The 26,682-nt window shown below is 66.0% G+C and carries 24 protein-coding genes and 2 pseudogenes; 7 read left to right on the top strand and 19 right to left on the bottom strand.

Annotated elements, in window-relative coordinates:
* The first annotated feature begins 360 nt into the window (after positions 1–360).
* On the top strand, positions 361–1,368 hold the full coding sequence (fgd, locus tag P3H15_RS24525; RefSeq protein WP_276139597.1) for a glucose-6-phosphate dehydrogenase (coenzyme-F420): 1,008 nt from the start codon (positions 361–363) through the stop codon (positions 1,366–1,368).
* 31 nt (positions 1,369–1,399) lie between these two features.
* Entirely contained in the window at positions 1,400–2,629 is a 1,230-nt protein-coding gene (locus tag P3H15_RS24520; RefSeq protein WP_276139596.1) for a cytochrome P450, read from the top strand.
* On the opposite strand, the pseudogene P3H15_RS24515 reads toward P3H15_RS24520, so the two are convergent.
* The 3 genes and pseudogenes from P3H15_RS24515 to P3H15_RS24505 all read right to left on the bottom strand — a co-directional run.
* Positions 2,626–2,880: pseudogene (locus P3H15_RS24515) on the bottom strand (hypothetical protein); the annotation flags it as partial. The gene P3H15_RS24520 and the pseudogene P3H15_RS24515 sit on opposite strands and share 4 nt — an antisense overlap.
* A 486-nt stretch (positions 2,881–3,366) precedes the next feature.
* A complete protein-coding gene (locus tag P3H15_RS24510) occupies positions 3,367–4,050 on the bottom strand; it encodes an MspA family porin (RefSeq protein WP_276139595.1) in 684 nt (227 codons plus the stop codon).
* Between the two features lie 63 nt (positions 4,051–4,113).
* Positions 4,114–4,794 (bottom strand): MspA family porin, encoded by a 681-nt coding sequence (locus tag P3H15_RS24505; RefSeq protein WP_276139646.1) that lies wholly within the window; start codon positions 4,792–4,794, stop codon positions 4,114–4,116.
* 931 nt (positions 4,795–5,725) lie between these two features.
* Here P3H15_RS24505 and P3H15_RS24500 point away from each other — a divergent pair.
* The 3 genes and pseudogenes from P3H15_RS24500 (at position 5,726) to P3H15_RS24490 (ending at position 8,027) form a co-directional block, all read left to right on the top strand.
* Positions 5,726–6,457 (top strand): CocE/NonD family hydrolase C-terminal non-catalytic domain-containing protein, encoded by a 732-nt coding sequence (locus P3H15_RS24500; protein ID WP_276139594.1) that lies wholly within the window; start codon positions 5,726–5,728, stop codon positions 6,455–6,457.
* Between the two features lie 42 nt (positions 6,458–6,499).
* Positions 6,500–7,281 (top strand): annotated as a pseudogene (locus P3H15_RS24495) (cyclase family protein).
* Positions 7,278–8,027, top strand: a complete 750-nt coding sequence (locus P3H15_RS24490; RefSeq protein ID WP_276139593.1) for a fumarylacetoacetate hydrolase family protein — start codon at positions 7,278–7,280, stop codon at positions 8,025–8,027. Before P3H15_RS24495 ends, P3H15_RS24490 begins: the two are co-directional and overlap by 4 nt.
* Positions 8,028–8,273: 246 nt before the next feature.
* On the opposite strand, the gene P3H15_RS24485 is transcribed toward P3H15_RS24490, so the two are convergent.
* The 12 genes from P3H15_RS24485 to P3H15_RS24430 are packed head-to-tail and all read right to left on the bottom strand — an operon-like array spanning position 8,274 to position 20,556.
* Positions 8,274–8,684: an SRPBCC family protein gene (locus P3H15_RS24485; protein ID WP_276139592.1), complete on the bottom strand. Its 411-nt coding sequence runs from the start codon at positions 8,682–8,684 to the stop codon at positions 8,274–8,276.
* Complete coding sequence (locus P3H15_RS24480; protein WP_276139591.1) at positions 8,675–9,439, bottom strand: tyrosine-protein phosphatase; 765 nt, start codon at positions 9,437–9,439, stop codon at positions 8,675–8,677. Before P3H15_RS24480 ends, P3H15_RS24485 begins: the two co-directional genes overlap by 10 nt.
* On the bottom strand, positions 9,436–10,575 hold the full coding sequence (locus tag P3H15_RS24475; RefSeq protein ID WP_276139590.1) for a thiolase family protein: 1,140 nt from the start codon (positions 10,573–10,575) through the stop codon (positions 9,436–9,438). The genes P3H15_RS24480 and P3H15_RS24475 overlap by 4 nt, the downstream gene beginning before the upstream one ends.
* Positions 10,572–10,985, bottom strand: coding sequence for a Zn-ribbon domain-containing OB-fold protein (locus tag P3H15_RS24470; RefSeq protein WP_276139589.1), 414 nt, complete (start codon positions 10,983–10,985; stop codon positions 10,572–10,574). The genes P3H15_RS24475 and P3H15_RS24470 overlap by 4 nt, the downstream gene beginning before the upstream one ends.
* On the bottom strand, positions 10,982–12,484 hold the full coding sequence (locus tag P3H15_RS24465; protein WP_276139588.1) for a carboxyltransferase: 1,503 nt from the start codon (positions 12,482–12,484) through the stop codon (positions 10,982–10,984). The genes P3H15_RS24470 and P3H15_RS24465 overlap by 4 nt, the downstream gene beginning before the upstream one ends.
* Positions 12,481–13,890, bottom strand: coding sequence for an acetyl/propionyl/methylcrotonyl-CoA carboxylase subunit alpha (locus P3H15_RS24460; protein ID WP_276139587.1), 1,410 nt, complete (start codon positions 13,888–13,890; stop codon positions 12,481–12,483). The genes P3H15_RS24465 and P3H15_RS24460 overlap by 4 nt, the downstream gene beginning before the upstream one ends.
* On the bottom strand, positions 13,883–14,437 hold the full coding sequence (locus P3H15_RS24455) for a biotin/lipoyl-containing protein (RefSeq protein WP_276139586.1): 555 nt from the start codon (positions 14,435–14,437) through the stop codon (positions 13,883–13,885). The genes P3H15_RS24460 and P3H15_RS24455 overlap by 8 nt, the downstream gene beginning before the upstream one ends.
* A complete protein-coding gene (locus tag P3H15_RS24450; protein ID WP_276139585.1) occupies positions 14,434–16,173 on the bottom strand; it encodes a pyruvate, phosphate dikinase in 1,740 nt (579 codons plus the stop codon). The genes P3H15_RS24455 and P3H15_RS24450 overlap by 4 nt, the downstream gene beginning before the upstream one ends.
* On the bottom strand, positions 16,170–16,778 hold the full coding sequence (locus P3H15_RS24445; protein WP_276139584.1) for a hypothetical protein: 609 nt from the start codon (positions 16,776–16,778) through the stop codon (positions 16,170–16,172). Before P3H15_RS24445 ends, P3H15_RS24450 begins: the two co-directional genes overlap by 4 nt.
* Before the next feature lie 23 nt (positions 16,779–16,801).
* Positions 16,802–18,271, bottom strand: a complete 1,470-nt coding sequence (locus P3H15_RS24440) for an AMP-binding protein (RefSeq protein WP_276139583.1) — start codon at positions 18,269–18,271, stop codon at positions 16,802–16,804.
* The gene (locus P3H15_RS24435) at positions 18,258–19,835 is read right to left on the bottom strand and encodes a hypothetical protein (protein WP_276139582.1); all 1,578 of its coding nucleotides are present in this window, start codon (positions 19,833–19,835) and stop codon (positions 18,258–18,260) included. The genes P3H15_RS24440 and P3H15_RS24435 overlap by 14 nt, the downstream gene beginning before the upstream one ends.
* Positions 19,836–19,839: 4 nt before the next feature.
* Positions 19,840–20,556, bottom strand: coding sequence for a PEP-utilizing enzyme (locus P3H15_RS24430; protein ID WP_276139581.1), 717 nt, complete (start codon positions 20,554–20,556; stop codon positions 19,840–19,842).
* Positions 20,557–20,677: 121 nt separating this feature from the next.
* Between P3H15_RS24430 and P3H15_RS24425 the strand changes: the two genes are divergently transcribed.
* Positions 20,678–21,508 (top strand): LuxR C-terminal-related transcriptional regulator, encoded by an 831-nt coding sequence (locus P3H15_RS24425; RefSeq protein ID WP_276139580.1) that lies wholly within the window; start codon positions 20,678–20,680, stop codon positions 21,506–21,508.
* Between the two features lie 45 nt (positions 21,509–21,553).
* Here P3H15_RS24425 and P3H15_RS24420 read toward each other — a convergent pair whose 3' ends face one another.
* From P3H15_RS24420 to P3H15_RS24405, 4 genes are read right to left on the bottom strand one after another with little or no spacing between them, the layout of a single operon-like run.
* Positions 21,554–22,699 (bottom strand): hypothetical protein, encoded by a 1,146-nt coding sequence (locus P3H15_RS24420; RefSeq protein WP_276139579.1) that lies wholly within the window; start codon positions 22,697–22,699, stop codon positions 21,554–21,556.
* Positions 22,700–22,722: 23 nt separating this feature from the next.
* Entirely contained in the window at positions 22,723–24,348 is a 1,626-nt protein-coding gene (locus P3H15_RS24415) for a PEP-utilizing enzyme (RefSeq protein ID WP_276139578.1), read from the bottom strand.
* 3 nt (positions 24,349–24,351) lie between these two features.
* The gene (locus P3H15_RS24410; protein ID WP_276139577.1) at positions 24,352–25,548 is read right to left on the bottom strand and encodes a hypothetical protein; all 1,197 of its coding nucleotides are present in this window, start codon (positions 25,546–25,548) and stop codon (positions 24,352–24,354) included.
* The gene (locus tag P3H15_RS24405) at positions 25,545–25,922 is read right to left on the bottom strand and encodes a PEP-utilizing enzyme (RefSeq protein WP_276139575.1); all 378 of its coding nucleotides are present in this window, start codon (positions 25,920–25,922) and stop codon (positions 25,545–25,547) included. The genes P3H15_RS24410 and P3H15_RS24405 overlap by 4 nt, the downstream gene beginning before the upstream one ends.
* Before the next feature lie 156 nt (positions 25,923–26,078).
* Between P3H15_RS24405 and P3H15_RS24400 the strand changes: the two genes are divergently transcribed.
* Positions 26,079–26,612, top strand: a complete 534-nt coding sequence (locus P3H15_RS24400) for a putative immunity protein (protein WP_276139574.1) — start codon at positions 26,079–26,081, stop codon at positions 26,610–26,612.
* The last annotated feature ends 70 nt before the right edge of the window (positions 26,613–26,682 follow it).

Raw genomic sequence — 26,682 nt, 5'->3', positions numbered from 1 at the left:
GATGCGCTGGACCGGCATCTCGTCGGCAAACACGGGTGGTGCTCTTCATTCCCGGACAGCACAACCAAGCATGCGCTTGCTGCGGTCTATTGTTATGAGGTGCATCACATGTGTCAAGTAGAGCCGCGCCGCTCCGATCCGGTAGTCGAGAAGATTCTCAACGCACAGGTGGTCGAACCACGTTCGGGCGATGAACAACCGATGGAGTCGCGCAGCAACGGACCATCCCCGGGGGAATCCCCACATCCTCAGATCACTCCCCAATGAACCAAGCATGCGCTTGGTTCAAGTGCTAGGGTATGTCGCACATCACAGCCGAGGCTGCGGCCTCGGCCTTCCAGACGACTCGATCGGAGAGAAATGGACCTGAAGCTCGGTCTCAAGGCATCAGCGGAGCAGTTCGGCCCCCGCGAACTTGTCGAAATCGGTGTCGCAGCGGAAGAGCACGGGTTCGACAGCGTCACCGTCTCCGACCATTTCCAGCCGTGGCGTCACACCGGGGGCCACGCTCCATTCTCGATCGCGTGGATGACTGCCGTCGGCGAGCGGACGAAGCGAGTGCAGCTCGGGACATCAGTGCTGACACCGACATTCAGGTACAACCCGGCGGTCATCGCGCAGGCCTTCGCCACGATGGGGTGCTTGTACCCCGACCGCATCATGCTCGGCGTTGGCTCGGGCGAGGCACTGAACGAGATCGCCACCGGATTCGAGGGCGAGTGGCCCGAGTTCAAGGAACGCTTTGGCCGACTCCGCGAGTCGGTAGATCTGATACGCGCATTATGGAGCGGTGAACGGGTGGACTTCGAGGGCTCGTACTACCGCACAAAAGGAGCCTGCATCTACGACGTACCCAAGGGCGGCATCCCCATCTACATCGCCGCCGGCGGCCCAGTCGTCGCGCGGTACGCGGGCCGGGCAGGCGACGGCTTCATCTGCACTTCCGGTAAGGGGATGGACCTCTACACCGAGAAGCTGCTTCCTGCGGTCAGGGAAGGCGCCCAGAAGCTCGACCGCGATATCTCCGACATCGATCGCATGATCGAAATCAAGCTTTCCTACGACACCGATCCCGCGAGCGCACGAGAGAACACACGTTTCTGGGCTCCGCTATCGCTGACTGCGGAGCAGAAGCACAGCATCGAGGATCCGATCGAGATGGAGGCGGCGGCGGACGCGTTACCCATCGAACAGGTCACCAAGCGGTGGATCGTTGCATCGGATCCCGACCATGCAGTCGAGCAGATCAAACAATATGCCGAGGCGGGGCTCAATCACCTGGTATTCCACGCCCCCGGACATGACCAGAAACGCTTCCTCCAACTCTTCGAACGCGATCTCGCTCCGCGCCTGCGCGCGCTGGCATAAACGGCCATTCCGGACCGCAGGGATATTCACAATGACGACGCCGATACGCGCCCTGGAAGACCTGGAAATTCCATATCTTGAATACGAAAGTCCCGAATACCAATTAGATCCAGCGTCGGTAGTGCGCACGGCACGCGAGCAAATATGGCTGGCTAGGTCTGTTCGTGGCTATGAGGTCCTGTCATACAAAACCTGTTCCCAACTCACTCTGGATAAAGAGCACCTTGACGGAGCAGGCAGCGAGTATTACCGACAGCAGAACGCTTCGGACCTCATTATTCGGTACGCGTCAGAAGGCATGCTTCCGCTAATGCCCTGGGTCCGTCACGATCCGATCCGGCGCGTACTGCAGTTGGCATTCTCGGCCTCCCGGGTGAGGCAACTTCGTCCGGTCATGCGTGCGGTCGCCGAGGAACTTCTGTACGCACACTCTCTCGGTGGTGAGCTGGATTTCGTCGCTGATTTCAACGATGCGTATCCCATCGAAGTCGTCTGTCGTCTACTCGGCGTGCCCGTCGCAGATATTCCTCTCTTCAAGGAGTGGACGGTCAGTCTTGCACGACTCTCCCACCACCCCATCGACCCATACAGGGCCGAAATCGATCGCGCGTTGCTCGGGCTATACGAGTACTTCCGGGATCTGGTCACTCTTCGCCGCGCGAAACCGGCTGACGACTTCGTCACAGCGATCATCGAAGCGGAATCCGACCCGGGCAACGAGGACCGCCTCTCCGAGGGGGAAATGTTTGGCGCTCTTGTCAATCTTCTCTTTGCGGGACATGACACCACCAGGCTGCAGTTGGGTTCCGCGGTGGCACTTCTCATGCAGAACCGGAGTCAATGGGATGCACTCGTCGAGAACCCGGACCTGGCAACAGCAGCGATCGACGAATCGATGCGCCTGCAGCCGTCCCTGCACACCATCTTGCGGACGGTAACCAAAGACCTGGTCATCAACGACATCCACTTTTCCACGGGCACACCGATCGCGCTCAACATCTTTGCTGCGAACCGTGATCCTGCGATGTTCCCCGACCCCGACGTCTTTGATCTGACCCGGGCGAACGCGACCAAGCATCTCACCTTCGGGCGCGGACACCGGCTATGCCTCGGGCACGTACTGGCACGAACTGAAATGACCGAAGCTCTGCAAGTGTTGGCCACCCGGTTTCCTGAGACACACCTGGTCACGTCAACGGCATTCTCCGGATCGTCGGCGGCAACCCAGGGGCCCGAAAGACTACAGCTTCGGCTCGCCTAGTCCTTGTACCCGAACCGGTTCCACAATAGCCGAAGCGATGGAGGACCGGGGGCTCCCGGCCCGATCTCCTTCGGCTCCCAGCGATCGCCCTTGTCCTGGGCAGGGCCGTGCCGCCGGCCCTCGGCGACGGTGATCTTGCCGCCGGCGCCGACCGTCATCCGGGTGCCGGCGGCGGGTGGTGCGATTGCGTTGACCGTAACGCCCCAGTTCCCCAGTTCCGCGGCCGCCTGGATGGTCAACTCCGCGATCCCCCCGGGCGTCCCACTCCTGCTCGCTCATCCCGACGGCCGTTCTGGTCGAGGGCAACACCCACGCCGGTGCACTCGCGTCCGGTCAGGTCGTGGAACTCCCTCGATGACCTTCCCACCTGCTAGAGCCCCATCGACGGCCTCGTCGCCGGCGCCGTCAGACGCATCGTTGCACTCGACGCCCTCCGCGCCCGAACTCGAGGAACGGACAGCTTCGGCCCTCGCTGAATGATCATCAGTCCGCTCAGCATTCGGATGGTTTCTAGAGCCCGCGCGTCCAACACCGACACCGCGGCCGGCATCGAGATGGTGACATAGCTCGGTGGCCCCCACGGAGGCTGGACAAGGTGCCCACCGCGCTCGCCCCCGAATGTTGCCTTTGGTCACAATGAGCGCCACGTTCAGGACGTTGCACGACGGCACGTGCCCATGCGTACTCCCTCCCAGTCCCGCACCAGGCTGCGGGTGAGGGGATCGATCGGCAGTCGGCTATCCGATGCTGAAGGGCTGTCCCCACAGGGTGACGGTGCTCTTGACGTTCTCGGTTTCTACCTCAACCTTGACGTACGAGCGAGCCTGGGCGTAGCCGGCGCAGCCACTGACACCGAGAGAGGAATCGGACCATGCGACCGAGCCTGTTTCACCCTGGAAGTAGTGAGCTCCCCAGTGAATTTCCGATCCGTATGCGTCAGCCATTTCGTTGTCGAGGATGGCTGCGTCGACCGCCTGCCCTGGCCCGAGCGTCACTCCACCGTTGGTGCCGCCGGAGACCGGGATCGAGGCAGTTCCGGTGGCCAGTTGGCTCGGGGTGACAGAAGCTCCCGCGTTGCCACTGACGCCGGCGCCGAAGTCAACCTGACAAGCCAAGATGTATCCCGGGTAAATGTAGGAGGTCTTCGCCGTGTTGCCCTGAAGGTTCACCGAGGCCTTCCCCGACACCCAGACGTTGCGGTGTAAGGGGGTCGAGCCCATGGACGGGGAAACGTTTGCGCTTTCGTCCGTCAAGTTCACTGTGACGACGGTTCCGTCGGCCAACGTCTGCGTGACCGATCCACCGGGCAGTGGAACGAAAGTGTCGGCGTTCGCAGCACCAACTGAGATGAAGCACATGGTCGCGGCGGCAGCGGCGCTCGCCGCGGTCAGGCGCGCGACGTTCTTACGATTGATGATCATTGTTCCCTCTCAGGGATAGAAGCCTCGCGCACGCGAGAAGATGAATAGGAAGTGCCGTAGGAATCAGCCGATGCTGAATGGGGCTCCGTACAGAACGGTCTTCGAGTAGTCGTTGCCCACGACTTCCATGACCGTGTACGCGCGAGCCTGCGCGAAGCCGCCACAGTTCTGGACCTGAAGTTCGGCGTCGTGGTATTGCAACGTGTACACACCGTCCTTCGGAATGTCCTTGGCGGTGACCGGGACGTACTTCACCTCACCGGAGCTCAGCGGAACTGTCAGACCCAACGACGTCGCGAGCGAATCCATTCCCAAGCTGAGCGATGGGTTCGCGGACAGCCCAGTGACATCCACCTGACAACCCACTATGTAGCCGGTCGAGACTCGCGAAACACCGTGCGTGGTCGATCCGTTCGTGCCGTTATACGTTCCCGCTGTGTTAGGCGTCCCATTTGCGCCGGCAACCTCGGCAACCTCTTTGATGCCCTTGACATCTGCGGTCACGGTGCCCGACACCCACGCAGTACGACCAGTACCGTTGGCCGCCAACGACGGCGACACCAGCGCACTCTCCGCCGTACGCGTCACGGTCACATGCGGTCCTGCCTTCGACCCATCCGGTAGAGGGATAAGGGTGTCCGCACTCGCTACACCGTTGGACGTGACGCAGAGCGCAATAAGCACAGCAGCCAGGCCTGCAATCCGCGCGGCCCGGTGGATTCTTTGCTTCTGTTCGACGATGATCACTCGAGTTCTCCTTGTGATTGCGCGGGCTGTCAACGGGATGCAGGTGCGATCCCGATCTGCGAGAGACGATTTGGATTCTGAAAAGAGGGAAATGGAGAGAGTTGACATCTCCGAGGGTAGGGAAGTCTGGAGAGATCACCTGGCGATGTTCTTCGCCATTTGTGGCGCCACACGAGGCCACGCACACAGTCACTCGAAGTCCGTCAGCAGCGGCTCAATCCCAAACGCCGCGATACGGCCTGCTTCCGGTCGACTGCTGTTGCATGGCCATCACCTCACTTACTGCCAGTTATCGCATTTCCACTCAAATTGGTGCCACTCGAGCCGAAGACTCCACCGCCGGAGGGGCGTTCCTTCGTCGTCGAACAGCATTCCGATCGGCACACCTGGCTGTGCCGTCGGTCACAGACCGTAAACTAGACTGACTGTCTTGGCAAGAGTCACCCTGTCTATCGAGAGGTTCTGGCCCCACCGAACCGGGAGAACCGCCCTGCAGTGTCAGCAGTCACATTCGGGCCGCATTGCGACCGACGCCGAACATAATTGGATCGACCAATTCTGTCAACTGATCCACTAACCTCGAAAAGCGCATTGGCGCCGGTCCGCGGTGGTCCCAGCGGCACTCGGCGATCTCCGTCCGACCGGAGGCCCGGAACCGGCACGTCCTCGACGAGTTCAGCCTCGCCCGCACCCCGGACCTGTCCCGCATTGAGGTACCGGTGCTGTCGGCCGCGAACTGGGCGCACCACCTGCACACCCGCGGCAACTTCGACGGCTACACCCACGTGGCGTCACCGCAGAAGTGGCTCGAAGTGCACGGTCACGGGCACTACACCGAGTTCTACACCGATTACGGTGTGGGCTGCAGAAACGGTTCTTCGGCCACTTCCTCAAAGGCGAGGACACCGGGTGGGAAGACCAGCCGCCGGTGCGATTGAACGTGCGCCACGTCGACGGGACGTTCGAGGGCCGCGACGAGCAGGAGTGGCCGCTGGCCCGCACCCGGTGGACCCGCTTTCACCTCGACGCCGCCTCCGGATCGTTGAGTACCACCGGTCCGGCCGGCGAGCACAGTGTCGACTTTCCGGCGCTGGGACCGGGAGCCGATTTCTGGACCGAGCCGCTGACCGAAGTACTGAAGATCACCGGGCCCGCGTCGGCGCGGGTGCGGCTGACGTCCACGACCACCGACGCCGACCTGTTCGTCACCCTGCGCGTGCAGGACCCGGACGGCAACGAGGTCTCGCTGGTGTCCGCGATCGACGAACACGGTGTGCTGGCGGTGGGGTGGCTGCGTGCCTCCCACCGCGAACTCGACCACGGGCGCAGCCTCCCCCACCAGCCGTGGCACCCGCACACCCGCACCCTGCCCCTCACCCCGAGCCGGCCGGTCGACCTGGACGTCGAGATCTGGCCCACCTCCCTCGTCGTCCCACCCGGCTACCGCCTCGGTGTCACCCTGTCGGGCAGTGATTTCCAGATGCCGGGCGACGGCCCGTGGCCGGTGGCCTACGGCATCGAGCAACGCGGCAACGGGGTCTTCGTGCACGACGACCCGCACTACCGCCCGGCCGGAATCTTCGACGGGGTCACCACCGTGCACACCGGCCCCGCCTCGGGAACCTCGATACTGCTGCCGGTGATACCCGCGCAGGAATGAGCCGACCGCATCCATCCCCGAACAACTGAGGAAATCCACATCATGCGACGCATCGTCGACCTCTCCGTGTCACTGCAAGCAGGCATCGCCTCCGACCCACCCGGCCACCTGCCCGAAATCGACTACCTGGACCACGCTCACACCCGCGACGACCTGCTGCAGTTCTTCCCAGCGCCGGCGCCGAGGACCTACCCGACGGGGAAGGGTGGGCGATCGAAAAAGTCCGGCTGTCCACCCACAACGGCACCCACCTCGACGCCCCCTACCACAACAGTTCCACCATGGACGGCGGCCAGAAGGCCATCACCATCGACGAAGTCCCCCTCGAGTGGTGCTTCGGGCGCGGCGTCAAACTCGACTTCCGGCACTTCGACGACGGCTACGTCGTCACCGCCGAGGACGTCGATCACGAACTGGACCGAATCGGTCACACCCTCGCCCCGTTCGACATCGTGCTGGTCAACACCCGCGCCGGAGAACGGTACGGCCGGGAGGACTACGTGAACTCCGGCTGCGGAATGAGCCGTGAGGCGACCCTGCATCTGCTCCGCCAAGGGGTGAAGGTAACCGGCACCGACGCCTGGAGCTGGGACACACCATTCGCGTTCACCGCCCGCCGGTACGCCGAAACCCGCGACGCCGGCATCATCTGGGAGGGTCACCACGCCGGACGGGAGATCGGATACTGCCACATCGAGAAACTCGGCAACCTCGACGCGCTCCCCTCCTCCGGGTTCCAGGTGGCGTGCTTTCCCGTCAAGATCCATCAGGCGTCGGCCGGGTGGACCCGCACCGTCGCGATCTTCGACGAGGAGCACGCATGAGAATCGGGTCCCTGCTCGTCGACGGCATCCGGCGTCACGGCGTCGTCGACGACGATCACATCACCCTGCTGTCGGAGTCCGCCGACGTCTTCGCCGTCCTCGCGGCCGAAGACCCGAGCGGGGCGCTGGACGGGCACCGGCTGCCCTGGGATCCGGCAACCGAACTGGCGGTGCCGGTTCCGGTCGCCAGCATCCGCGACTTCATCACGTTCGAGCAACACACCGCCGGTTCGCTGCGCGCGGTCACCGGTGCCGCCGACGTGCCGCAGGTCTGGTACGACGCGCCCACCTTCTACTTCACCAACCCGCACGCCGCGATCGGCTCCGGCGCAGCCGTTCGGATGCCCCCGGGCTGCGAAGTGCTCGACTTCGAACTGGAAGTCGCGGTCGTGATCGGGAAAGCCGGGTACAACCTGTCCGTCGACGAGGCCTTCGATCATGTTGCCGGGTTCACCATCCTCAACGACTGGTCCGCCCGGGATCTGCAGGGCCGTGAGATGCGGGTCGGCCTGGGCCCCGCAAAAGGCAAGGACACCGCCACCACCCTCGGACCGGTGCTGGTCAGTGTGGACGAGTTCGTCGACTACGAGGACGAGGGTCGCTTCGACCTCGCCATGGACGTCTTCGTCAACGACACCCGCATCGGCGGCGACACCCTGGCGAACATGGCGTGGACGTTCGCCGAGCTGATCTCCTACGCCAGCCGCGGCACCTGGGTACGCCCCGGTGACGTGCTCGGCTCCTGAACCTGCGGCAGCGGGTGCCTCGCCGAACTCTGGGGATGGCGCGGCGAACAGCAACCACCGCCGCTGCGCATCGGCGACACCGTCACCATGACGGTGGAAGGCATCGGCAGCATCCACAACACCATGGTCCCCGGGCCGCCTCTCCACCACGTTCCTGCGGCAACCCGGGGAGCGAATGCCCGTACCGCACCGTAGTTCTCCGCGTGCACGGAGGTCCGCCGGCGTCGTGGGATCGAACCCGACTATTCAGTGTGCTCCCGCGTGGTTGGCCAATTCGATCAACGCGGACCGGTAGATGTCTGTGATCGCCTCTGCGAGTTCGGGTTCACTCTCGGGTGAAGTGGAGGCGAACTCGGCACTCCACACGACTTCGGCGCCGTCGGGATGGGGGTTGACGGTGAAGGTCGAGGAATAGAACGACAGCGGCAGGGGCCCGGCGAAGTACTCGTAGGTGTAGCTTCGCTGTGCGTCGTCGTGTGCGACGATCCGCTCCGTCGCCTCGCCTCCTCCGTTGGCAAACGTGGCGTACCTCAGATCGTCCTGCTGGCGGGACTTCTCCAGCGCAGGGATCCAGTTCGCGACGTTGGCGGTGTCGCCGCCGACCTTCCACACGGCGTCCGGTGGTGCTCCGATGATTCGGGTCTCGACTACTCGCATGAGGTGTCCTTACGGTCGTATGTAATGAGCAGTTCCGTCAGTCGGCGCACATCGCCGGGCCCTATCCCGTTGTCCCGCAGCAGAGCATGGACACCGCCGTACCGCCGGTCGACGTTGTCGAGGAATCGCTCCATCGCATCCGCAGGCGCCGTCCATGCTTCCGGCGGGTAGAGGTCGGCTGCGGGGCCGTACGACGTCATCTGCCGCAGACGCCGCATGGATACGGCGATGTCGCCGGGGGCGGCCGCGTAGTCGGCGGCGATGTCCTCGCGGAGCACCCCGATGGCGTCGAGGAGCAGTGCAATGGCCACCCCGGTCCGGTCCTTGCCGACGGTGCAGTGCACCAGGACCGGGAGAACGGCGGGTTCGAGAAGCCGCGTGGCGAGGGAGACGACCCCGGCGGCGTCCTCGGCCAGGTATTTCATGTAGCGGGTGACCAGCGGATCGTCGCCGTCCATCGGGGCAACCGCCGAGTCCTCGGCCACGCGGTCGCCGATGCTGAACGGGTGGCGGAAATGGCGAACCCCCAACTCGTCGAGAGGTCCTCGCCCCTCCACCGTGACCTCGTGGGGCAGCCGCAGATCGATGGTTGCCCGGATCCCGGTGTCTGCGATCAGTGCCCGCCCCGACTGCTCGTCCAGGAATTGGGGTGTCCCGCTGCGGAAGAGCACTCCGGATCGTACGTGCCCGCCGTCCCGGGTTCGCAGTCCGCCGACGTCGCGAAACCCGAGAAGCCCTGCGTAGGCCGCGGTCATGACTGTGTGGACAGAATGGTGACCACGCAGGCGTTGCCGTCCATTCCGGCCGCTCCCCCACCCATCGTCTCGACGAGCCCGACACGGTGCCGGGCGACCTGCCGCGGTCCGGCCTGTCCGCGCAATTGCCATGCGATTTCGGCGAGCTGCGCCATTCCGGTGGCGCCGAGGGGATGCCCGCGTGAGAGCAGCCCTCCGCTCGGGTTGACCGGTTGCGCCCCATCGCGGGTGGTGTGGCCGGAGGGGGCGAGTTCGGCGCCCTTGCCGCGGGGCGCGATGCCGAGCGCCTCGAGGGTGATGATCTCACCGATGGTGAAGGCGTCGTGCACCTCGAGCACGTCGATCTCCTGCGGGGTGCGGCCGGCCTGGGCGAAGGCCTTCTCGGCGGCGCGGGCGACGCTGGCGAAGCCCCAGACGTCCTCGCTGCGCTGGTCCCACAAGGCACCGGAGACCATCGCGGAGGCCTCGATCCGCAGGTCGTCGCGGTTGCCGCGGTCGCCGCCGACGATGGCGGCGCCGGCCCCGTCGCTGGTCGGGCAGCACTGCAGGAACGTCAGCGGTTCGGCGATCATGCGGGAGTCGAGCACCTCCTCAACCGTGGGCACCGTGTCGCGCAGTTGGGCGCGGGGGTTGTCCATCCCGTTGGTCTTGTTCTTGACCGCGATGGCCGCGAGTTGTTCCGGGGTGACGCCGAATTCGCCGACGTACCGCTGCGCCTGCAGGGCGTAGAGCCCCGGCAACGGCAGCGACGCAGCGCCTTCGGGGTCGGTCGCCTCCGGCACGATGGCCCCGGAGAACAGGGTCGACATCTGATCGACCCCGAGAACCAGAACGCACGTGAATCGCCCGTGCCGCACGGCCTCCACCGCTTCGTGATAGGCGGCAGTGCCGCTGGCGCAGGCATTCTCGACGGTCCACATGGGCACGGAAGGAATGCCGAGTCCGCGTTGGATGCGGGTGGCCACCCCGGGCGGGCCGAACACGGATCCGACGATGATGGCGTCGATCGCGTCGGGCCGGATGCCGGCGTCCCGGACCGCCTCGGCGACTGCGGTCCAGGCGAGTGACTCGACTCGCTGGTCGGGGAATCGGCCGTAGGACGAGGTTCCGACGCCCCACAACATGGCCTGGTTCATCGCAGCACCTCCGAAGTGGCGACGAGGTCGCCGTCGTCTGTTCCGGTGATCTCGAGGCGTGTACCGATCTCGAGTATCGCGGGTTCGCCGAGGTGAACGAGTACCCGTGGGCCGTCGTCGAGGTCGACGTACGCCAGCCCGAACGGTGGCCGGCGGGTGCCCACGGGGATCGCAACGACGGTGGAGGACCAGGTCTTACCCGTGCGGGCGAAGCGGGCCGGTTCGGTGGCGGCGTAGCACACCGGGCACCACGGCAGATGCTGTTGTGCGGTCGGGTACCGGCACACCGTGCACCGGGAGCCGAGCACGGCATCGCCGTCGAGAACCGGCCGCGAGTCGGCGACCGGAAGGCCCCCGACGGCGGAGCCGGCGCGGCGCTTGGTCGGCCGCCCCACACCCAGCTCGCTCATCGGTGATCGCCTTCCAGCGTCAGCGAGAAGTCGTCGGCCTCGATGTGCAGGTAGGCACCCACGGACGTCTCGACGAGTTCACGGATGTACTTCATCTGCTTGCTGGTCGGGGCGAAGTCGCGGTTGCGTTGCGGGGTCGCGCGCATGACGTCGATGTCGTTCGCCGGGACGAGCAGTCGCAGGAGCAACTCGTCGTCGCTGATCGATTCGCCGAACTTCTTCCGCAGTTCGCCCAGGCTCGGCTGCGGAGGTTCCCAGTTCTCGTAGCTCTTCGCCTTGGGCGAGCTCATGATGGTGTCGTACACGTTCGGATCCATCGGGGCGACGGGTTTGCCGTAGAAGCCTTGCGAATAGATCATCACCTCGTCCGGAACCACGGAATACCGGGATCCCGTCACCACGTTCAGCACCGCCTGCGTGCCGACCAGCTGCGAGAACGGGGTGGCCATGACGGGGTAGCCGAGTTCTTCTCGCACCCGGGACATCTCGTCGAGAACCTCTTCGAATCGATCTTCCATGCCGCGGTCGCGCAGCTGCGCCTTGAAGGTGCCCGCCATTCCGCCCGGAAGCTGGTGCCGGTACTGGAACAGGGAGTACTCGGCCGGCTGGCCGACCGGCAGGTCCTCGTACTCCGCGACGCGCAGCAGGTGCTGTTCGACTGCGGCGAAACGGGACTCGTCGACGTCGACGTCGAAGCCGGCGTAGCGCAGGTTCGCCACCGTGTTCTCGGTCGAGGGCAGCGACACCCCCGCCGCGAGCGGGCGGCTTGCCGTGTGCACACGATCAGCGCCGGCGAGGACGGCTTCGAGGTAGTTCAGCGGCGCGAGCGCGTTGTTGCTGTGAAAATGGACCTCCACCGGCAGATTTCCGGCCGCACCTTTGATGGCCGCAATGAGCGAGCGGGTGCGCTCGGGGGTCAGCAGGCCGGCGGCATCCTCGAGTTCGATACCGTCCGCACCGGTCGCGACCAGCTCCCGGGTGCGGGCGGCGTAGTACTCGTCGGTGTGGTAGGGCGTGTCGGCGTAGAGGATGCACGGCAGCGCCTGACCACCCTCGGCCTGCACGGTCTTGACGAGGCGGCCGATCTTGTCGATGTTGAACAGTCCGTCGTAGATCCAGAAGCTGCCGACGCCGTGAGCGCTGAGCCGCTGCACCCACAGGTCCATCACGCTGTCGGCGGTGAGGCCGAACGTGACGATGCCGTTGCTGCGAGTTCCTGCTCGAACCGTCGTCTCGGGCATCGACTTCGACAGCGCGATCAACTGCTCCCACGGATCTTCCTTGCAGTGCCGCACGAGCACCTCGAAGATCGAACTGCCGGCGAGGTCGATGGTGTGAAAACCGGTGCGGTCCAGCTCGGACGCCATGGGCAGGCCCATGTCCTTGCGCAGCCGCATGCCCCACCAACTCTGGGGGCCGTCGCGCAGCGTCTGGTCGACGATGTCGATCTTGCGCCGGCTGCCGTCGGCGTTGCGCGGGGCGCAGTCGAGGTAACTCATGAGATCTTCTCCATGTAATCGGGGAGGCCCCGAGAGGCAATCCAGTCGGTGGTGACGGTGCCGGCCCGGAAGTCCGGATGATCCAGCGCCACCCGCGCGAAATCGGCGGTGGTGGGAACTCCGGTCACCCCCAGCCGACCCAGGGCTGCGACCATCCGGTCCGCTGCGACGTCCCGGTCGGGCCCGTGTGCCACGATCTTGGCGAGCAGGGAGTCGTAGTAGGGGGTGACGACGTAGCCAGGTTCGCAATGGCTGTCGACACGAATGCCGTCCCCCTCCGGGGGATTCCAGCTCTGCACCGTGCCGGGGTTGGGGATGAAGCCGCGGGCCGGGTCCTCGGTGGTGATGCGGACCTCGATGGCGTGCCCGGTCAGGTCGATGTCGGCCTGGGTGAACCGGAGCGGTTCACCGGCCGCCGAGCGCAGCTGCTCGGCGACCAGGTCCACGCCGGTGACCATCTCGGTCACCGGGTGTTCGACCTGGATTCGGGCGTTGAACTCGAGGAACGCGAACTCGTGGGAGTCTGCGTCGTAGATGAATTCGACGGTTCCGGCGCTGTCGAGCCCGAGCGCCTCGGCGAACAGAACCCCGCTGCGTCGGATGTCCTGACGAATCTTCTCGGGCAGGTTGGGTGCCGGCGATTCCTCGACGACCTTCTGGTGACGCCGTTGCAGGGTGCAGTCGCGTTCGCCGAGGTGGATGACGTTGCCGTGTTTGTCCCCGAGCACCTGGACTTCGATGTGGCGGGCGTTGCGGATGAATCGTTCGACGTACAGACGTCCGTCGCCGAACGCCGATTGGGCCTCCGCCGCGGCCGACGACCAGCGGGCCCTCAGCTCGGATTCGTTCTCGACCACCGACATTCCCCGCCCGCCACCGCCGGCGGCGGCCTTGACCAGTACCGGGTAGCCGAGCTCGGCGGCCGCGGCGACCGCCGCCTCGGTCGAGTCGATCACCGGCGACCCCGACAGCACGGGGATGCCGGCCGAGCGGGCGAGCTCACGGGCGCGGGCCTTGTCGCCGGCCTGCGCGACCGCTTCCGGCCGCGGGCCGACGAAAGTGAGTCCCTCGCCGACGCAGGAGGCGGCGAATTCCGGATTCTCCGACAAGAACCCGTAGCCGGGATGCACGGCGTCGCACCCGGCGCCGAGCGCGGCGCTGAGCACCGCGGGGATCGCCAGGTAGCTCTGCGCTGCCGGGGCGGGGCCGATGCACACGGCGCGGTCGGCCATCCGGGCGGCGAGCCCGTCGCGATCCACGGTCGAGGTCACCGCGACCGTTTCGATGCCGAGGGCGCGGCAGGCCTTGATCACGCGGACCGCGATCTCCCCGCGGTTGGCGACCAGGACCCGCCGCAGCGGGGTGCGGCGCGGTGACTCGGTGGACAGGGTCGACGGGCTAGCCATCGGTCGGCCTGATCAGGAACAGCGGCTGGTCGAATTCGACCAGGTCCGCATTGGTGGCGCAGATCTGCACGATCTCTCCGCCGTGCGGGGTGACCACCGGGTTCATCAACTTCATGACCTCGACGATGGCGATCTGCTGCCCGGCCTCGACGGTCTGCCCGACCTGCACGAACGGCGGCTCGCCGGGTCCGGGGGCCACCCAGAAGGCGCCGACGGTCTGGGCTCGCACCTCGATGCAGCCGGTGGTGTCGACGGCAGGCGGCGCCGCCGGGTCGGGCGCGGCCGCAGACGACGCTGCCGCAGGGGCAGGGCCAGCCGCCGGCGCGGATGGAGTCACAGCCGTCGGAGCCACTGCCGTCGGAGCCACTGCCGTCGGAGCCACAGCCGTCGGAGCCACAGCGGTCGGAGCCGGGGCCGGCGGGCCGTCCTTGCCGACGGTGACGCGAATACCGTCGAGTTCGAGGGTCATCGAAGCCCATCCCGACTCTTGGAAGGTACGGAGAATCTCCTGCACCTCGCGATGGGTCACACGATCCGCCGTGGTCATGACGTGCTCCTCTGGTGTGCGATGGCTGCAAGAAGCACCGGCAGCCGGTGGGTAGTGACAATTGCTTCGACCCCGGCGTCGAGGGCTGCCCGGACTCCGTCCGGAGCGCAGAACACCGCTCCACGAACGGCTTTGGTTCCCGGTGGGATGTCGGGTAATTGCTCACCGATCTCTTCGGCTGCAAGGGAGTCGGCATCGAACACCGGCTCCGCCACCACGTCGGGACCCACTCGCAAAGACGTGGCACCGCTTGCCCACTCGGTGAGGCGGCGCAGATCCTCGTCCTCGCTCTCGTCGACCGCCGAGGTCGGCAGTACGCCGGCGTAGACCCGGCCGGTGGTCGCATCGACCGTGACGGTGCGGCCGACCAGGTTTGCCACGGTGTCGGTGCCGCAGCCGACGACGCAGGGGGTGTCGAGGGCGCGGCTGACGACGGCGGCGTGTGAGGTTGCGCCGCCCTGCTCGGTGACCACCGCGGCGGCCGCGATCATGCCGTGGACGTCGTCCGGGCTGGTCGATTTGCGGACCAGGATGCTTCCCGGGTTCGCCTGTGCCGCTTCGGGAGTGTCCACGACCACACCGGTGGCGACGCCCGGGCTGGCGGCCACCCCGGTCACCAGTACCTCTGCGGTGCCGGCGGCGCCAGGTGCGATCTCCGGGCGCAGCAGAGTGCGGATCTGCTCTGCGGTGACCCGGGACAGGGCCTCTCCGGGTTCGAGAACACCCTCGTCGACGAGTTCGACGGCGATCCGCACGGCGGCGCGGGCGGTGCGCTTCGCCGGCCGGGACTGCAGCAGGAACAGCTCGCCGCTCTGCACGGTGAACTCGACGTCCTGCGCGTCGCGGCCTTCACGGTCGAGTTGCTCGGCGGCGTCGAGCAATTCGGCGTGCACGGCCGGCCAGCGCTCTTCCAGGTCGGTCAGGGGTTTCGGGGTGACCCGGCCGGACACGACGTCCTCGCCCTGCCCGCGCTGCAGATACTCGCCGTACGGTTCGCGGGCGCCGTCGACCGGGTTGCGGGTGAACAGCACCCCGGTGCCGGAATCGTCGTCGAGGTTGCCGAACACCATCGCCTGCACGGTGACCGCGGTGCCGAGGTCGTCCGGGATGCCGTAGTGCTTGCGGTAGGCGAGGGCACGCCGGGATCGACTCGATGCGAACACCGCGGCCACCGCGGCGCGTAGCTGCTCCCACGGGTCGGCCGGCACGGCGTCACCGACGTCGGAGGAGATCGCCGCCCGGACCGACGCGGTATCGGGCAGGTCTTCGAGTTCCTCGGTGCAGCCGAGGACGAGACGGCCGTAGAAGCCGGTGAAGCGGCGATGCACCTCGGCGGCGAAGTCGCGGTCGCCGCTTTCGGCGGCCAGGGCGGCCTCGACCTCATCGTTGCAGCCGAGGTCGAGGATGGTGTCCATCATGCCGGGCATGCTGATCGCGGCGCCGGAGCGCACCGACACCAGCAGCGGGCGTTCGGTGCCGCCGAACGTGCGGCCGAGTTGCTTCTCCAGCAAGCGGATTCCGGTGATCAGTTCGTCGGCCAGGCCCTCGGGCAGACCGCCGTCGGCGAAGTAGGCCTCGCAGGCCGCGGTGGTGACGACGAACGCCGGTGGCACCCGCAGGCCCAGTGACCGCATCCGCCACAGGCTCCATGCCTTCCCGCCGACCAGATCGCGGCTCGGCTCGGCGGCGTTCTCGTCGGGGACGACCAGCCAGCGAAGACCCGTTGCGGTGCTCATTCGGGGCGCTCCCGTCCGGTGAGGCGGAGGATGTGTTCGTGCATCTGGAACCACACGGTGTGGACGGAGTCGACGCGGACACCGCTGACGTAGTCGGTCTCGCCGCCCTCTGCGCGGATCAGCGCCGCGCCGATCCGGTCGAGGAATCGATCGATCAGCGGGTTCTGCTGGACCAGGGGCTGCAGGACCTTCTGGGTCTTCTCGTGCACGCGGCCGAGTTTGTCGACGATCTTGGCGTCGTAGTCGGCGTCGGCGTGATCGTTGCCGACGCGGGCGCCGTCGACCTCGATGGTCTGCCAGTCGGTGGTCAGGGTGAGGACCTGCTTGTTGACGCCGGTCTCGAAGGAGTCCATCGCGTCGGTGACGGCCGGGTCCGCCCGCAGACCGGCGAAGGCGCGGGCGTACACGTCGTCGAGGAATTCGCGGCCGACCGGGGTGATCATGTAGTTGCCGCGCGCGGCCATCACCGCGCCATCCGCGACGGCCTTCTCCAGCGCCGCCTCGACGTCGGCGATCGGCAGGGCGTTGATCTCGGCGAGTTGCTCGGCGGATCCGAGCTGACGCAGGGTCAGGGTGTGAACGGTGAGTTCGTTGGGGTCGAGCATGATGGGTCCTTTCGGTGTCGGGGTCACACCTGCGCGGCGACCATGCGGTCGCGCACTTCGCGGCGCAGGGATTTCCCGACCGGACTGGTGGGGATGTTCGGCCAGATCTCCAGGGAACGAGGCCGTTTGAAACCGGCGAGTCGATCGGCGCAGAACTCGAGGATCTCGTCGGGCTCGGCGGTGGAGCGGGTGACGACAGCGGCGGCGACCCGTTCGCCCCACTTCTCGTCGGGCAGGCCCACCACCGCGGCCTCGACGACCGCGGGGTGTGTCAGCAGGGCGTCTTCGACCTCGCGCGGGTAGACGTTGAAGCCGCCCGAGATGATGACGTCGTGCCTGCGGTCGAGCAGGTGCAGGTAGCCGTCGTCGTCCCAGCGTCCGATGTCGCCGGTGTGCAACCAGCCGTCCGGTTCGATCGTCTCGGCGGTGGCGTCCGGGCGACGCCAGTACCGGCTCATCGTGTGCGGCCCCCGGGTCAGGACCTCCCCGACCTCGTCCGGTCCGAGGACGGTGCCGTCGGCGGCCCGGACCTGCACCTCGACGAATGTGTAGGGCTTACCGGCGGAGGTCAGTCGTTCCGGTGTGTGCTCCCACGGCTGCAGGCAGGTGATCGCCAGCGGCGCCTCCGCCTGACCGTAGAGCTGCGCGAAAACCGGTCCGAGGATATCGATTCCGCGTCGGAGCACACTGGTCGCGATCGGGGCTCCTCCGTAGCACAAGCGCTCGAGGGCGAGATCCGCTGTTGCCGTGGTGGGATCCTCGAGCAGCATCGCGATCATCGTCGGCACCATGAACGTCGACGTGGCCCGGTACTTCCGCGCGGCCTCGAGGAACGCGCCGGGCGAGAACTTCGACACGATGACGTTCGGGGCGCCCTTGACCAGGTGCGGCAGGAAGAACGCGCCGCTGCCGTGGGTGATCGGTGCGGCGTGCAGCATCACCGAGTCCGGTCGCAGGTTGGGCAGCAGGTCGACCAGGAAGTTCGCCACTTCGGCGAGCTCGCTGCGCGTGGTGAGGACCACCGCCTTGGGCTTGCCGGTCGTGCCGCCGGTATAGGCCAAGCGCAGCGGTTCGTCCTGGTCGCGCCGGACGTCGCACGGGCCGTCGGGCGCGCCGGCGACGAGTCCGGGCAGCTCGTCGGCGGTGATCATCACCTCGACGCGGGCAGGGGGATCCCCTGCGTAGACCAGGGCTCGCGCCTGCGAATCCTCGACCTTGTAGGCGTGCTCGCGGGCCGTCTCGCGCACGTTGAGCGGAACCCGGACCAGCCCGGCCTTCGCGAGTGCGTAATAGACGACGACGCCGTCGATCCCGTTCGGCATGAGCACCGCGACACGGTCACCGGCATCGAGGCCGCGGGCCAGCAGTGCGTGGCCGAGCCGGTCGGTGAGTTCGTCGAACTCGGCGAAGCTGACCACCCGGTCGCCGTCGATCAGCGCGGGGGCGGCACCGTACTGCCGCCCGGCGCGGCGGATCAGGTCACCGATCTGCATCGCCGGTTCCCTTCGTGTCGTCGGTGGCGGGCAGGTCGGCGCGACGCAGCCCGGATCCGCGGCCTTCCAGGTTCCGTGAGCCTCGCTGTGTGAGGCGGTACAGCTCGTCCGCCTGCGGGGTCCCGTGGTTCCACTTCACCCATTCCTCGTCGAGGTAGCGGTTGCCGCCGTCGAGCACGGCGGGGGTGAATCCCTGTGCGCGCGTGTTGTAGTCGTCGATGTCGATGCGTCCGGCGCTGGTGGTCCACACACCGGTCTTGCCGGGCAGGCTCGACGAGCCGGTGAACCGGTCACCGGCGGTAGGTGCGTAGTCGTCGTCGGTGAGCACCGAGTAGGGGATGCCGGTGAGCATGTTGCGGTTCAGGTCGGAGTAGCGGGCCATGGTGTACTCGTTGCTCGTCTGGTGGGGCAATCCCAGCAGGCCCACCATCTCGCCGAGGTTGTCGCGTCCGTATTCGTCGTTGAGCAGGGGCTTGAACCGCTGCACTCGTTCGTCGACCTGGAACCAGTCGTCCTGCCGGTAGGTTCCGGCGAGATGAGCGAAGTCCTTGCCGACCGAGGAGTAGACCAGGGCGCCGGCGTCGATCATCTGCTCGCGTGACCAGGTCGCGATCCGCTTCCACAGGTCGGTGGTCGCCTCGTTGAGGATCTCGCGGTACTGCTCCATGGTGTCGGCCAGGGTGTCGGCGTCGTCCATGCCGACCGGAATGTATCCGTCGGTCAACGCATCCGAGGTGTACATCCCGACCGCCTCGATGTTGGCGGCGTTGTATCCGGGCTCGGCTTCGAAGGACGCCCAGTCGTCCATCAAGTGGAAATTGGTGCCCTTGAAGACGATCGGGATCGTGAGATTGTTGAACGGCAACTGGGTGGCGATGCCGTCCAACCACGGATAGTCGCCTTCGGTGAGGTCGAAGAAGTCCCGCATGATCATCTGCCGGTTGTTGCCAAAGTCGTAGGGGCCGCTGTTGTGCAGGCCGATGCGGCACTCGCAGTGCGCGAGGAACGCGTACTGCGACAGTTGGGCGACGAGTTTGGTTGCGGCGGTGTGCAGCCGGTCACCGGGCACGACACCGTGCAGGTCGGACTCGAACACCTGCAGGGTTCGTTCGGGCAGGAACTGGCTGCGGTCGCCGAATTCCTTGTTCGTCAGGTGTCCGTCGTTGCGGTGGTAGGCCAGATTGAACCGCCGGGAGAAGTCGAGCACGTCGACGACGTCGTCGACCGCGTCGGTGGGCCGCAGGAGACCCCAGTTCATCAGCATCTCCCGGCCGATGAGGTAGAACGCGGGCATGCCCCACGCCGCGTTGACCGTGTCCACCTTGAGGCTGACCTCGCGGGCGCGGTCTCCGAGTTCCTCGGCGGGCGTCGCCGCGTCGATCTCGCGCAGCAGGGTCGGCAACCGGTAGAAGCTGTTGAGATAGCTCACCAGCATGTACGGGTTCATCGGGAACAGCTTCGACTCCTGCACCGTCCGCGTGATGCACAGCCAGTAGGTGGTGTCGGACAGACTCCGGAGGTAATTGTTGGTCTCCAGCAGGGTCCGGTAGTTCAGATTCGCCATGGTCTCAGCTCTCGCTTTCGATCAGCCAGATCCGGGCATGCCCGGTGTCACCCGTCTCGTAGGCATCCGCTGCCGGGGGCGCCGCGGTCACTTCGAGTTCGACCAGGTCGCCGTTCTTCAGGTCGTTGATCTTGCAGTTCATCAGCGTGGGGACGTCGTACTCCCGGGCGAGGATGCCCAGGTGCGAGCGCACGGTGCCGCCGAGGCAGATGACGCCGGCGAACCCTTCGATGATCGGTGCGGTCAAGGTGCCGCCCGAGTCGTCGATCACGGCGATCGTGCCGGGCGGGATGCCGTCGGTGAGGAATTCCATGACCTGCTCGACGGCGGAGATCAACGCCACCGGTCCGATGACCGTCTGGGGCTTCTTGATCACGTTGTCGCCGATACCCACGTGACGGCGACCGTCCGAGTCCCGGTCTTCCGAGAACTCCCGCGCCTCTCGGTCGGTTCGCTTGTACTTGTGCGGCTCGGATTCGAGCGAGACCGTCGCGGAGTACTCGAACCGGTACCCGGAATCCAGGGCCTCCTGCTCGATCGCTCGCGCATCCTCCATCGAGAAGATCTCGAACTGGCGTTCGAACACGGTGTCTTTCCACCGCCCGCCGGTGGCGGAGAATCGTTGCGCCGCCAACGACCGCACAGCGGTGTTGAAGCGGCCCGGCAATGGGAGCATTTCGGTCGATCCCCATTTCGGGGGCGTAACCACGGAGTCGGACATGTCACCTCACGTTTCCTCGGGACGGACGCAGCCGCCGACGCGGCCGGAAACAGGTGGCTACCTGGTATTTTTTTCTCCGGCTTCTTGGCGTTGTGACCTAAAACTAGTTACGCTCCGTGGTGTGATCCAGTCCACGTTGGGGGACACTTCCGGGACAACGCCGAGTGCAAAGTCCTCGTCCCGAAACCGCTCCCCGTTCCGAGCCAACCTGAGCAAGGCCGACTACGAGCGCGCCTTCGACATCCTCGAACAGTGCTCCGGCGCGGCCTGCCTTCCCGACTTCAAGGAACGGGCCGTCGAGGCGATCAGTGAGCACTTCGCCCTGAAACACGTCTCGTTCTTCGCCGGCGCGACCTTCCACACCGTCTTCGAGGACTCAGCGCCCCTGACGGCGGGCAAAACCGCCAAGATGCTGCCCGAGTACCAAGACCGGTGGGCCCGCTACGACATCTTCGGCACGCCGGCGGCGATGCGGCAACTCGTCTCCAGCGGGGTGTCGTCATTGGACGAACTGCAGTCGATGGGCCAGTTGCCGGCGGCGGCCGACGCCTACGTCAGATACTTCCTGTCCTCCACGTGGCGCATGCAGACCGCTGCCGCATTGCGCCTGGAGTTGAGCGCCGGACACACGGCACTGCTGGGGATGTTCGACCCGGAGCCCGGCAAGATCGGCGCCTCCGAGGCGGCCACGCTACGCCTGCTGAGCCAGCAGATGTCCGCCATGGCTCGCGGCCTGCCCGCGTCGAAGTCGCAGGCCGCCCTTGCACGGCTCTCCGTGCGGCAGCGGCAGGTCGTCCGGCTCGTCGCGGACGGATTGTCGAATGCGCAGATCGCCGAGATCCTCTCCCTGGCCGAGGACAGTGTGAAGAAGTACGTCACCCGAATCCTCACGACCACCGGTTGCCAGTCACGGATGGAACTGGCGCTGCTGGCGCGGGCGCAGCGGATATGAGAAAGGGGCCGCGGACTATTCGTCCGCGGCCCCGTCACGCTCCGGTCAGAGGAAGGACGTCTCCTTCGTCAGCCCGTAGCGGGGATGTTCACCGATCACCATCGATTCGAAGATGCCGTACCCGACGGCGTCGCCTTCGCGGCAGCGGATCACGCAGTCCCGCAACTGGTGTACCTCTCGCGCGGTATCGGAATCGGAGACGTCCGCGTACCGTTCACCGTCGAGGTGTTCGGGCCCCTGCCATTGCCCGTGCCGCTGGCCCTTGAACCCGAAGTACAGTCCCGTGCCGAGGTGGAACCCGGTGTCACTGACCGGTTCGATCTCGAGGGTGCGCGTCTCGCCCCACCCCGCATCGAAGGTCAGCGTCCCACCGAGGAGTCGCCTGTTGTCGGGGTCGTACTTGAGGTCGTCTCTCAACCCTTGCAGCGGGCGCTGGGTTCCGTCGGGAAGATTTTCGAAGCCCGAGAAGTAGGTCACCGCACCGTCGACCCATTGCAGATAGTGGTGGATCTCGTAGCTGGACCCGTCGGGACGCTGCATCCACATCGGACTCCAGGTGAGAATGAAGTCGCCATCGAGCCGCTGAGGTTTGAAGACATCCGGTGCGGGCTCGCCGACGTCCATCCGCACTCCCCAGGAGTGGTCGCGGAAGCCGAACCACTCCTCGTCGCGCACCTCGATGCGCTCGCCGTCGAGCCAGATCTCACCGCTGACTGTCGACGCCTGGTGGTACCGGAGCAGGTCGGACTGCACCCGGAATCCCTGCGGCTCGCGCTGGGCATCCTTCTGTTCGAGGAACGGCGGCAGCACTCCGGTGACGGTGAGGTCGAATCGCAGTGGGACCACGTCGTTCTCCTGCAGGACCCAGCGCACCTTCCGGAGCGGTTCGACGACTTCGTAGTCCAGAGGTCCGACACCGATCCGCTCGCCGTCGAGATCGAGTTGGCGACTGGCCCGGACCGTCAACTGCTCCTTCCCCCGCGAGACGCCGGCGAACATGTCCATCACGTTCCGGTTGTGGTATTTCCCGAGACCTATGTCGACCTGGATGGACCCGTCACGAGCGAAGAGCGAAGACCACAGCTTCTCCGTCCAGGACGTGTCGGCATGGCTGATCGTCGCGAAGGTTTCGGGCGTCTGATGACACAACAGCTCGTCGGCGTGGATGAGTTTCTGCATCGATTGGCGCATGTGAGCGCCTCCTCTCGAGTGGTTCAGCGAATGGGTGAGAAGGATCCGGGCATGTCGTGTGCCACCAGGGCACCTCCGAATACGGCCGCGGCCCGGTCGTCGTCGTCGAATGGATCGGGATAGAGCGCAAGGGTCTTCGGCGACATCGCCCAGTCGACCCGATCCGTCACCCCGGCCTGGGCGGCAAAGGGGCGAAGCCCTGAGGTGTACATGGTGGTGGCGGCCATGATTCGGTCGCTCCGGTCCATGGTGGCGAATTTCTGATACAGGCCCATGTGGCATCGGCTGAGATCCGCCGCAACATTCGGCCAGTCTTCCGGCGCGAGCAGCTCACGGGTGCCGTCGGCCCGATACCCGTACACGGCAGCTTCGTCGACGACGGCGAGAAGTTGATCCGGTTCGGTGAACGTCGTTCCCCAGTCGTTGATTTCGAACTCGGTGAACTTCGAGCGGTCGAACGTCAGGACCATCGTCAATCCCGTGTAGGGCGGGTCCAGATCGTCCGCCCACGGATACGCCCATGCACTGGGGCCGAGAGAGAGATAGTCGCGCACGATCGTCTGCCGGTTTCCCGTCGGCCGCGGATACGGACCGGAGTCGCAGATGCCGACCCGTGAATCACAGAAGTACAGGAACGAGTATCCCGAGACCGTGGCGTTCAGCCGCTTGAGGCTCTTCGCGGTGGTCGCATCCAACGCCGTTGCCGCGCCGACCAGCTCGTCGACAACGGCCGTCGACAGGTACCGGTTGGTGAATCCGGCGTCCTTGTAGTCGAGTGTGCCGTCACCACGATGCGCCAGGGTGAGCCGGCGCCAGAAGTCCACGACGGTGCGAATGTCGTCGCGATGGTCAGCGGGCTCGATGGCGCCCATCTGAATCATGCACTCTCGACCGCAGAGGAAGTGGTAGCCGATCATCCAGATCCACAGCGGGCTGACCTTGTTCGGCCCCTCACGCAACCGGCGACCCAGCTCTTCCGCCGGCACAGCCGCGTCGATCACGCGTATCCGATCCACGTAGCTGTGGAAATCCTCGATGACCGACAGCGTCATGTAGGGCAGCATCGGGAACAGTTCGGAGGTAAACCCGGATCGGCGCGTCAATTCGGGTTTCATGGCCCTGCCCATGTGCTGGACGAGGTCGTCGAGGCGGTCGTCGGTGAGTTCCTCGGAGAGGAGTGCCTCGAGCGCAGCGCCCGAGACGTCGACCGTGAAGTCCTTGACTGCGATCTCGTCTCCCACGCGCCGGATGTAGTCCCACCACGCGGCGCTCACATCCGCGGGCGGGTCCGGTGCGGTGTCAGGCTCCGGGGAAGCAACGACCCCCGTCTGCTCGTCGATACGGAGCGTGATTTCGGTGCCGTCGGGGATGTCCTCGGACAGTTCGGTACCGACCAGACACGGGACCTCGAACTCTCGCGACACGATCGCCAGGTGCGAGCGGAGTGTTCCATCCAGACAGACGATTCCCCCGAGCCGGCCCAGGATCGGTGACAGGAATGTTGTGCCGCCCGACGCGACCAGCGCGATCGTGGACTCGAGGTCGCTGTCGAGCGAGGCGATCACGTCGTCCGGCGACCGGAAATGGCGCACTGTTCCGGTGACCGGTGCAAAGGCGTACGACGGATGTCCCTTCCCGAGAATCGACATGGTCTAACCTCCCAGCGGTCGGAAACAACCGTCGCGGTCCTGCGGAACGAAGACGCCGCCGATCAACTGCAGCGCGAGGTCGGGGTCGCTGAACTTCTGAAAGGATTCGGCGATCCGCGGCGTTATGGCCCAATCGATCTCGTCGTAGCAGCCGGCGAGTCGCGCCCACGCCTTGAGCTTCCACGCGTACATCTCGGTGGCGTACAGGTTGCGTTCCTCGGCATCGGTTTCGGCCAACCGCTGGTACAGTGCTCGATGCGCCTTGCGGATCGCCTTGGTGGCCTCCTCGACCTCGTCGGCACCGAGCGGGCGGAGGGTGCCGTCGTCGGTGCAGAACACCCGGGTTTCGATGATGTCGGCCTGGTAGTCGCTGGGTGTGAACCAGGCAGTGCCCCAGACGTTGTTGTCCATCTTCACCGTGGCGGGCAGCCGGTACACGATGACGAAATGATGGTAGGGCAGCGTTTCCCGGATGCCGTCGACCCAGGGGAAGTCTCCGTCGCCGTCCGTGCAGGTCTCGCGCAGCGCGAGGAACGTGCCGTCCTCGAGCTGATAGGGCCCGGTGTCGCACACCGCGGTCCGCGCGTCGCAGTTCTCCAGGAACGCGTACGCGGTCAGCCGCGCACCGAATTTCCGAATCCCCGCCTTGACCTCGTCGTCGGCGGGGACGAGGTGGGAGCGGATCTGCGCGAGCACGTCGTCGTCGATGACATGGGAACTGTTCTCCGGCTCCGCGTCCATGTTGAACAGGACGTTGTCGGTGCGCATGGCGATGGTCGCCTCGCGCCAGAAGCGGAGCACCTCGAGCTGATCCTCCAGACCGTCCGACAGGGTGCTCTCTCCGAGGTCGACGAACAGCTCACGTCCGGTGAGGTAGTGCAGCGGGGTGGCAGCGAGGTTGATGAAGCTGCGCTTGTTGCCGATGGGCAGAGCCTTGCGCACCAGCTCGGTGGGGGTGGCGTGCTGCCGGATGGTACGGATGCGCTCCGGCACCCTGAGGTAGTCCTCCATCATCGACATCAGGATGTAGGTGTTCATGCCGAACAGTTCCGACTCGAACACGGTCCGCGCCGACAGTTCGGACTTGTAGGCCGCACCCGCGGCGTGCACTAGCCAGTTCCACTCCTCGAGTGTGGGCTCGTAGGCCGGGTCTGTGTACAGAGCCTCCACGTTCACGGGAGTGGTCAGTTGCGCGGTCACGCCGTCACCGCCCCCGCCGCGACGGCCACGCGTGCGGTCTCGGTATCGGACAGGTCCAGCACCACGGTGTCGCCGTCTGCGACGGTTCCGGTCAGTTCCGCGGCGAGCACGCAGGGCACGTCGGACTCTCGCGACAGGATCGCGAGGTGCGATTCCCGGCTCCCGGCTGTACAGACGATCGCGCGCAGATCAGGCAGGATCGGCGACAGGAAGGTCATCCCACCCTTGCTGACGAACGCGATCGTGTCCTCGAGATCGTCGTCGTCGATCGACAGCACGTCGGCCGTGTCGTTGAACCACCTCGCGGTACCTCGAACCCCCCCTGCGGTGAATAGGTTGACACCGGTCCCGACCTCGTTCAGGTCTCCGCTCATCACATACTCCGTTCGGCCCATTCGTGGGCGTGGGATCGTCTTGAACACGCACTTTCGTCGGTGCCAGGAAGGCTACGAGCGGCTGTGTCGTGCGCCACAGTCCACTTTGGGGGACAGTCTCCGATGCCCGGTCGTCCGGTGGTCGAAAATGGATCCATGGCCGGGGAAGCAACGGAAATCGTTCTGAGCAACCAAGACCTTCGCGAGGTCACCGCGTTCGCCGCGGGGTGCGCGGAGGGGGTACTGGAGATATTCGAGGCCGATCAGCCGGACGACGCACGCCCTCGCGACGCAATCGCTACCGCGCGAGAGTTCGCTCGAGGTGGTGAGCGCGGGAAACCTCTGCGCGACGCAGCGTGGGCGGCGCTCGCGGCCGCCAAGGGCACCGCAACCGAGGCCGCGCGCGAGGCGGCGTGGGCGGCGATGGCTGCGGCGGGCGCCGCTTACCTACATCCCTTGGCGAAGGCCACCCAGGTCAAGCACATTCTCGGAGCGGCCGCGTACGCCGCCAGAGCGGCCGAACTCGCCGCCGGTGACGATCGGACCGTCGGCGCCGAACACGTCGAGCAAGCGGCTCAGCGTGCGACACCCGTCGTCGTCGACGTACTCGGACGCTTCCCGCCGGCACCGAGTGGCGGCGGACGGGTCGGCGAGTTGATCCGCATGCTGGACGCCACCCTTCGGCAGTGACAGACGCTGCGGATCGCCGACAAAGCGGTTAATTCATCAACCGTTGACCCTGGCTACTCGGCGTGCCTAG

Source organism: Rhodococcus sp. T2V (assembly GCF_029269925.1).
In the GTDB taxonomy this organism is placed as follows: Bacteria; Actinomycetota; Actinomycetes; order Mycobacteriales; family Mycobacteriaceae; genus Rhodococcus_F; species Rhodococcus_F koreensis.
The sequence above is the reverse complement of the archived record's forward strand: the minus strand, read 5'-3'. Positions and strand labels throughout refer to the sequence as shown.

Coding starts and splice junctions, on each gene's coding strand:
- fgd (WP_276139597.1), top strand. CDS start 361: ATGGACCTGAAGCTCGGTCTCAAGGCATCAGCGGAGCAGTTCGGCCCC.
- P3H15_RS24520 (WP_276139596.1), top strand. CDS start 1,400: ATGACGACGCCGATACGCGCCCTGGAAGACCTGGAAATTCCATATCTT.
- P3H15_RS24510 (WP_276139595.1), bottom strand. CDS start 4,050: ATGATCATCAATCGTAAGAACGTCGCGCGCCTGACCGCGGCGAGCGCC.
- P3H15_RS24490 (WP_276139593.1), top strand. CDS start 7,278: ATGAGAATCGGGTCCCTGCTCGTCGACGGCATCCGGCGTCACGGCGTC.
- P3H15_RS24485 (WP_276139592.1), bottom strand. CDS start 8,684: ATGCGAGTAGTCGAGACCCGAATCATCGGAGCACCACCGGACGCCGTG.
- P3H15_RS24480 (WP_276139591.1), bottom strand. CDS start 9,439: ATGACCGCGGCCTACGCAGGGCTTCTCGGGTTTCGCGACGTCGGCGGA.
- P3H15_RS24475 (WP_276139590.1), bottom strand. CDS start 10,575: ATGAACCAGGCCATGTTGTGGGGCGTCGGAACCTCGTCCTACGGCCGA.
- P3H15_RS24470 (WP_276139589.1), bottom strand. CDS start 10,985: ATGAGCGAGCTGGGTGTGGGGCGGCCGACCAAGCGCCGCGCCGGCTCC.
- P3H15_RS24465 (WP_276139588.1), bottom strand. CDS start 12,484: ATGAGTTACCTCGACTGCGCCCCGCGCAACGCCGACGGCAGCCGGCGC.
- P3H15_RS24460 (WP_276139587.1), bottom strand. CDS start 13,890: ATGGCTAGCCCGTCGACCCTGTCCACCGAGTCACCGCGCCGCACCCCG.
- P3H15_RS24455 (WP_276139586.1), bottom strand. CDS start 14,437: ATGACCACGGCGGATCGTGTGACCCATCGCGAGGTGCAGGAGATTCTC.
- P3H15_RS24450 (WP_276139585.1), bottom strand. CDS start 16,173: ATGAGCACCGCAACGGGTCTTCGCTGGCTGGTCGTCCCCGACGAGAAC.
- P3H15_RS24445 (WP_276139584.1), bottom strand. CDS start 16,778: ATGCTCGACCCCAACGAACTCACCGTTCACACCCTGACCCTGCGTCAG.
- P3H15_RS24440 (WP_276139583.1), bottom strand. CDS start 18,271: ATGCAGATCGGTGACCTGATCCGCCGCGCCGGGCGGCAGTACGGTGCC.
- P3H15_RS24435 (WP_276139582.1), bottom strand. CDS start 19,835: ATGGCGAATCTGAACTACCGGACCCTGCTGGAGACCAACAATTACCTC.
- P3H15_RS24430 (WP_276139581.1), bottom strand. CDS start 20,556: ATGTCCGACTCCGTGGTTACGCCCCCGAAATGGGGATCGACCGAAATG.
- P3H15_RS24420 (WP_276139579.1), bottom strand. CDS start 22,699: ATGCGCCAATCGATGCAGAAACTCATCCACGCCGACGAGCTGTTGTGT.
- P3H15_RS24415 (WP_276139578.1), bottom strand. CDS start 24,348: ATGTCGATTCTCGGGAAGGGACATCCGTCGTACGCCTTTGCACCGGTC.
- P3H15_RS24405 (WP_276139575.1), bottom strand. CDS start 25,922: ATGAGCGGAGACCTGAACGAGGTCGGGACCGGTGTCAACCTATTCACC.
- P3H15_RS24400 (WP_276139574.1), top strand. CDS start 26,079: ATGGCCGGGGAAGCAACGGAAATCGTTCTGAGCAACCAAGACCTTCGC.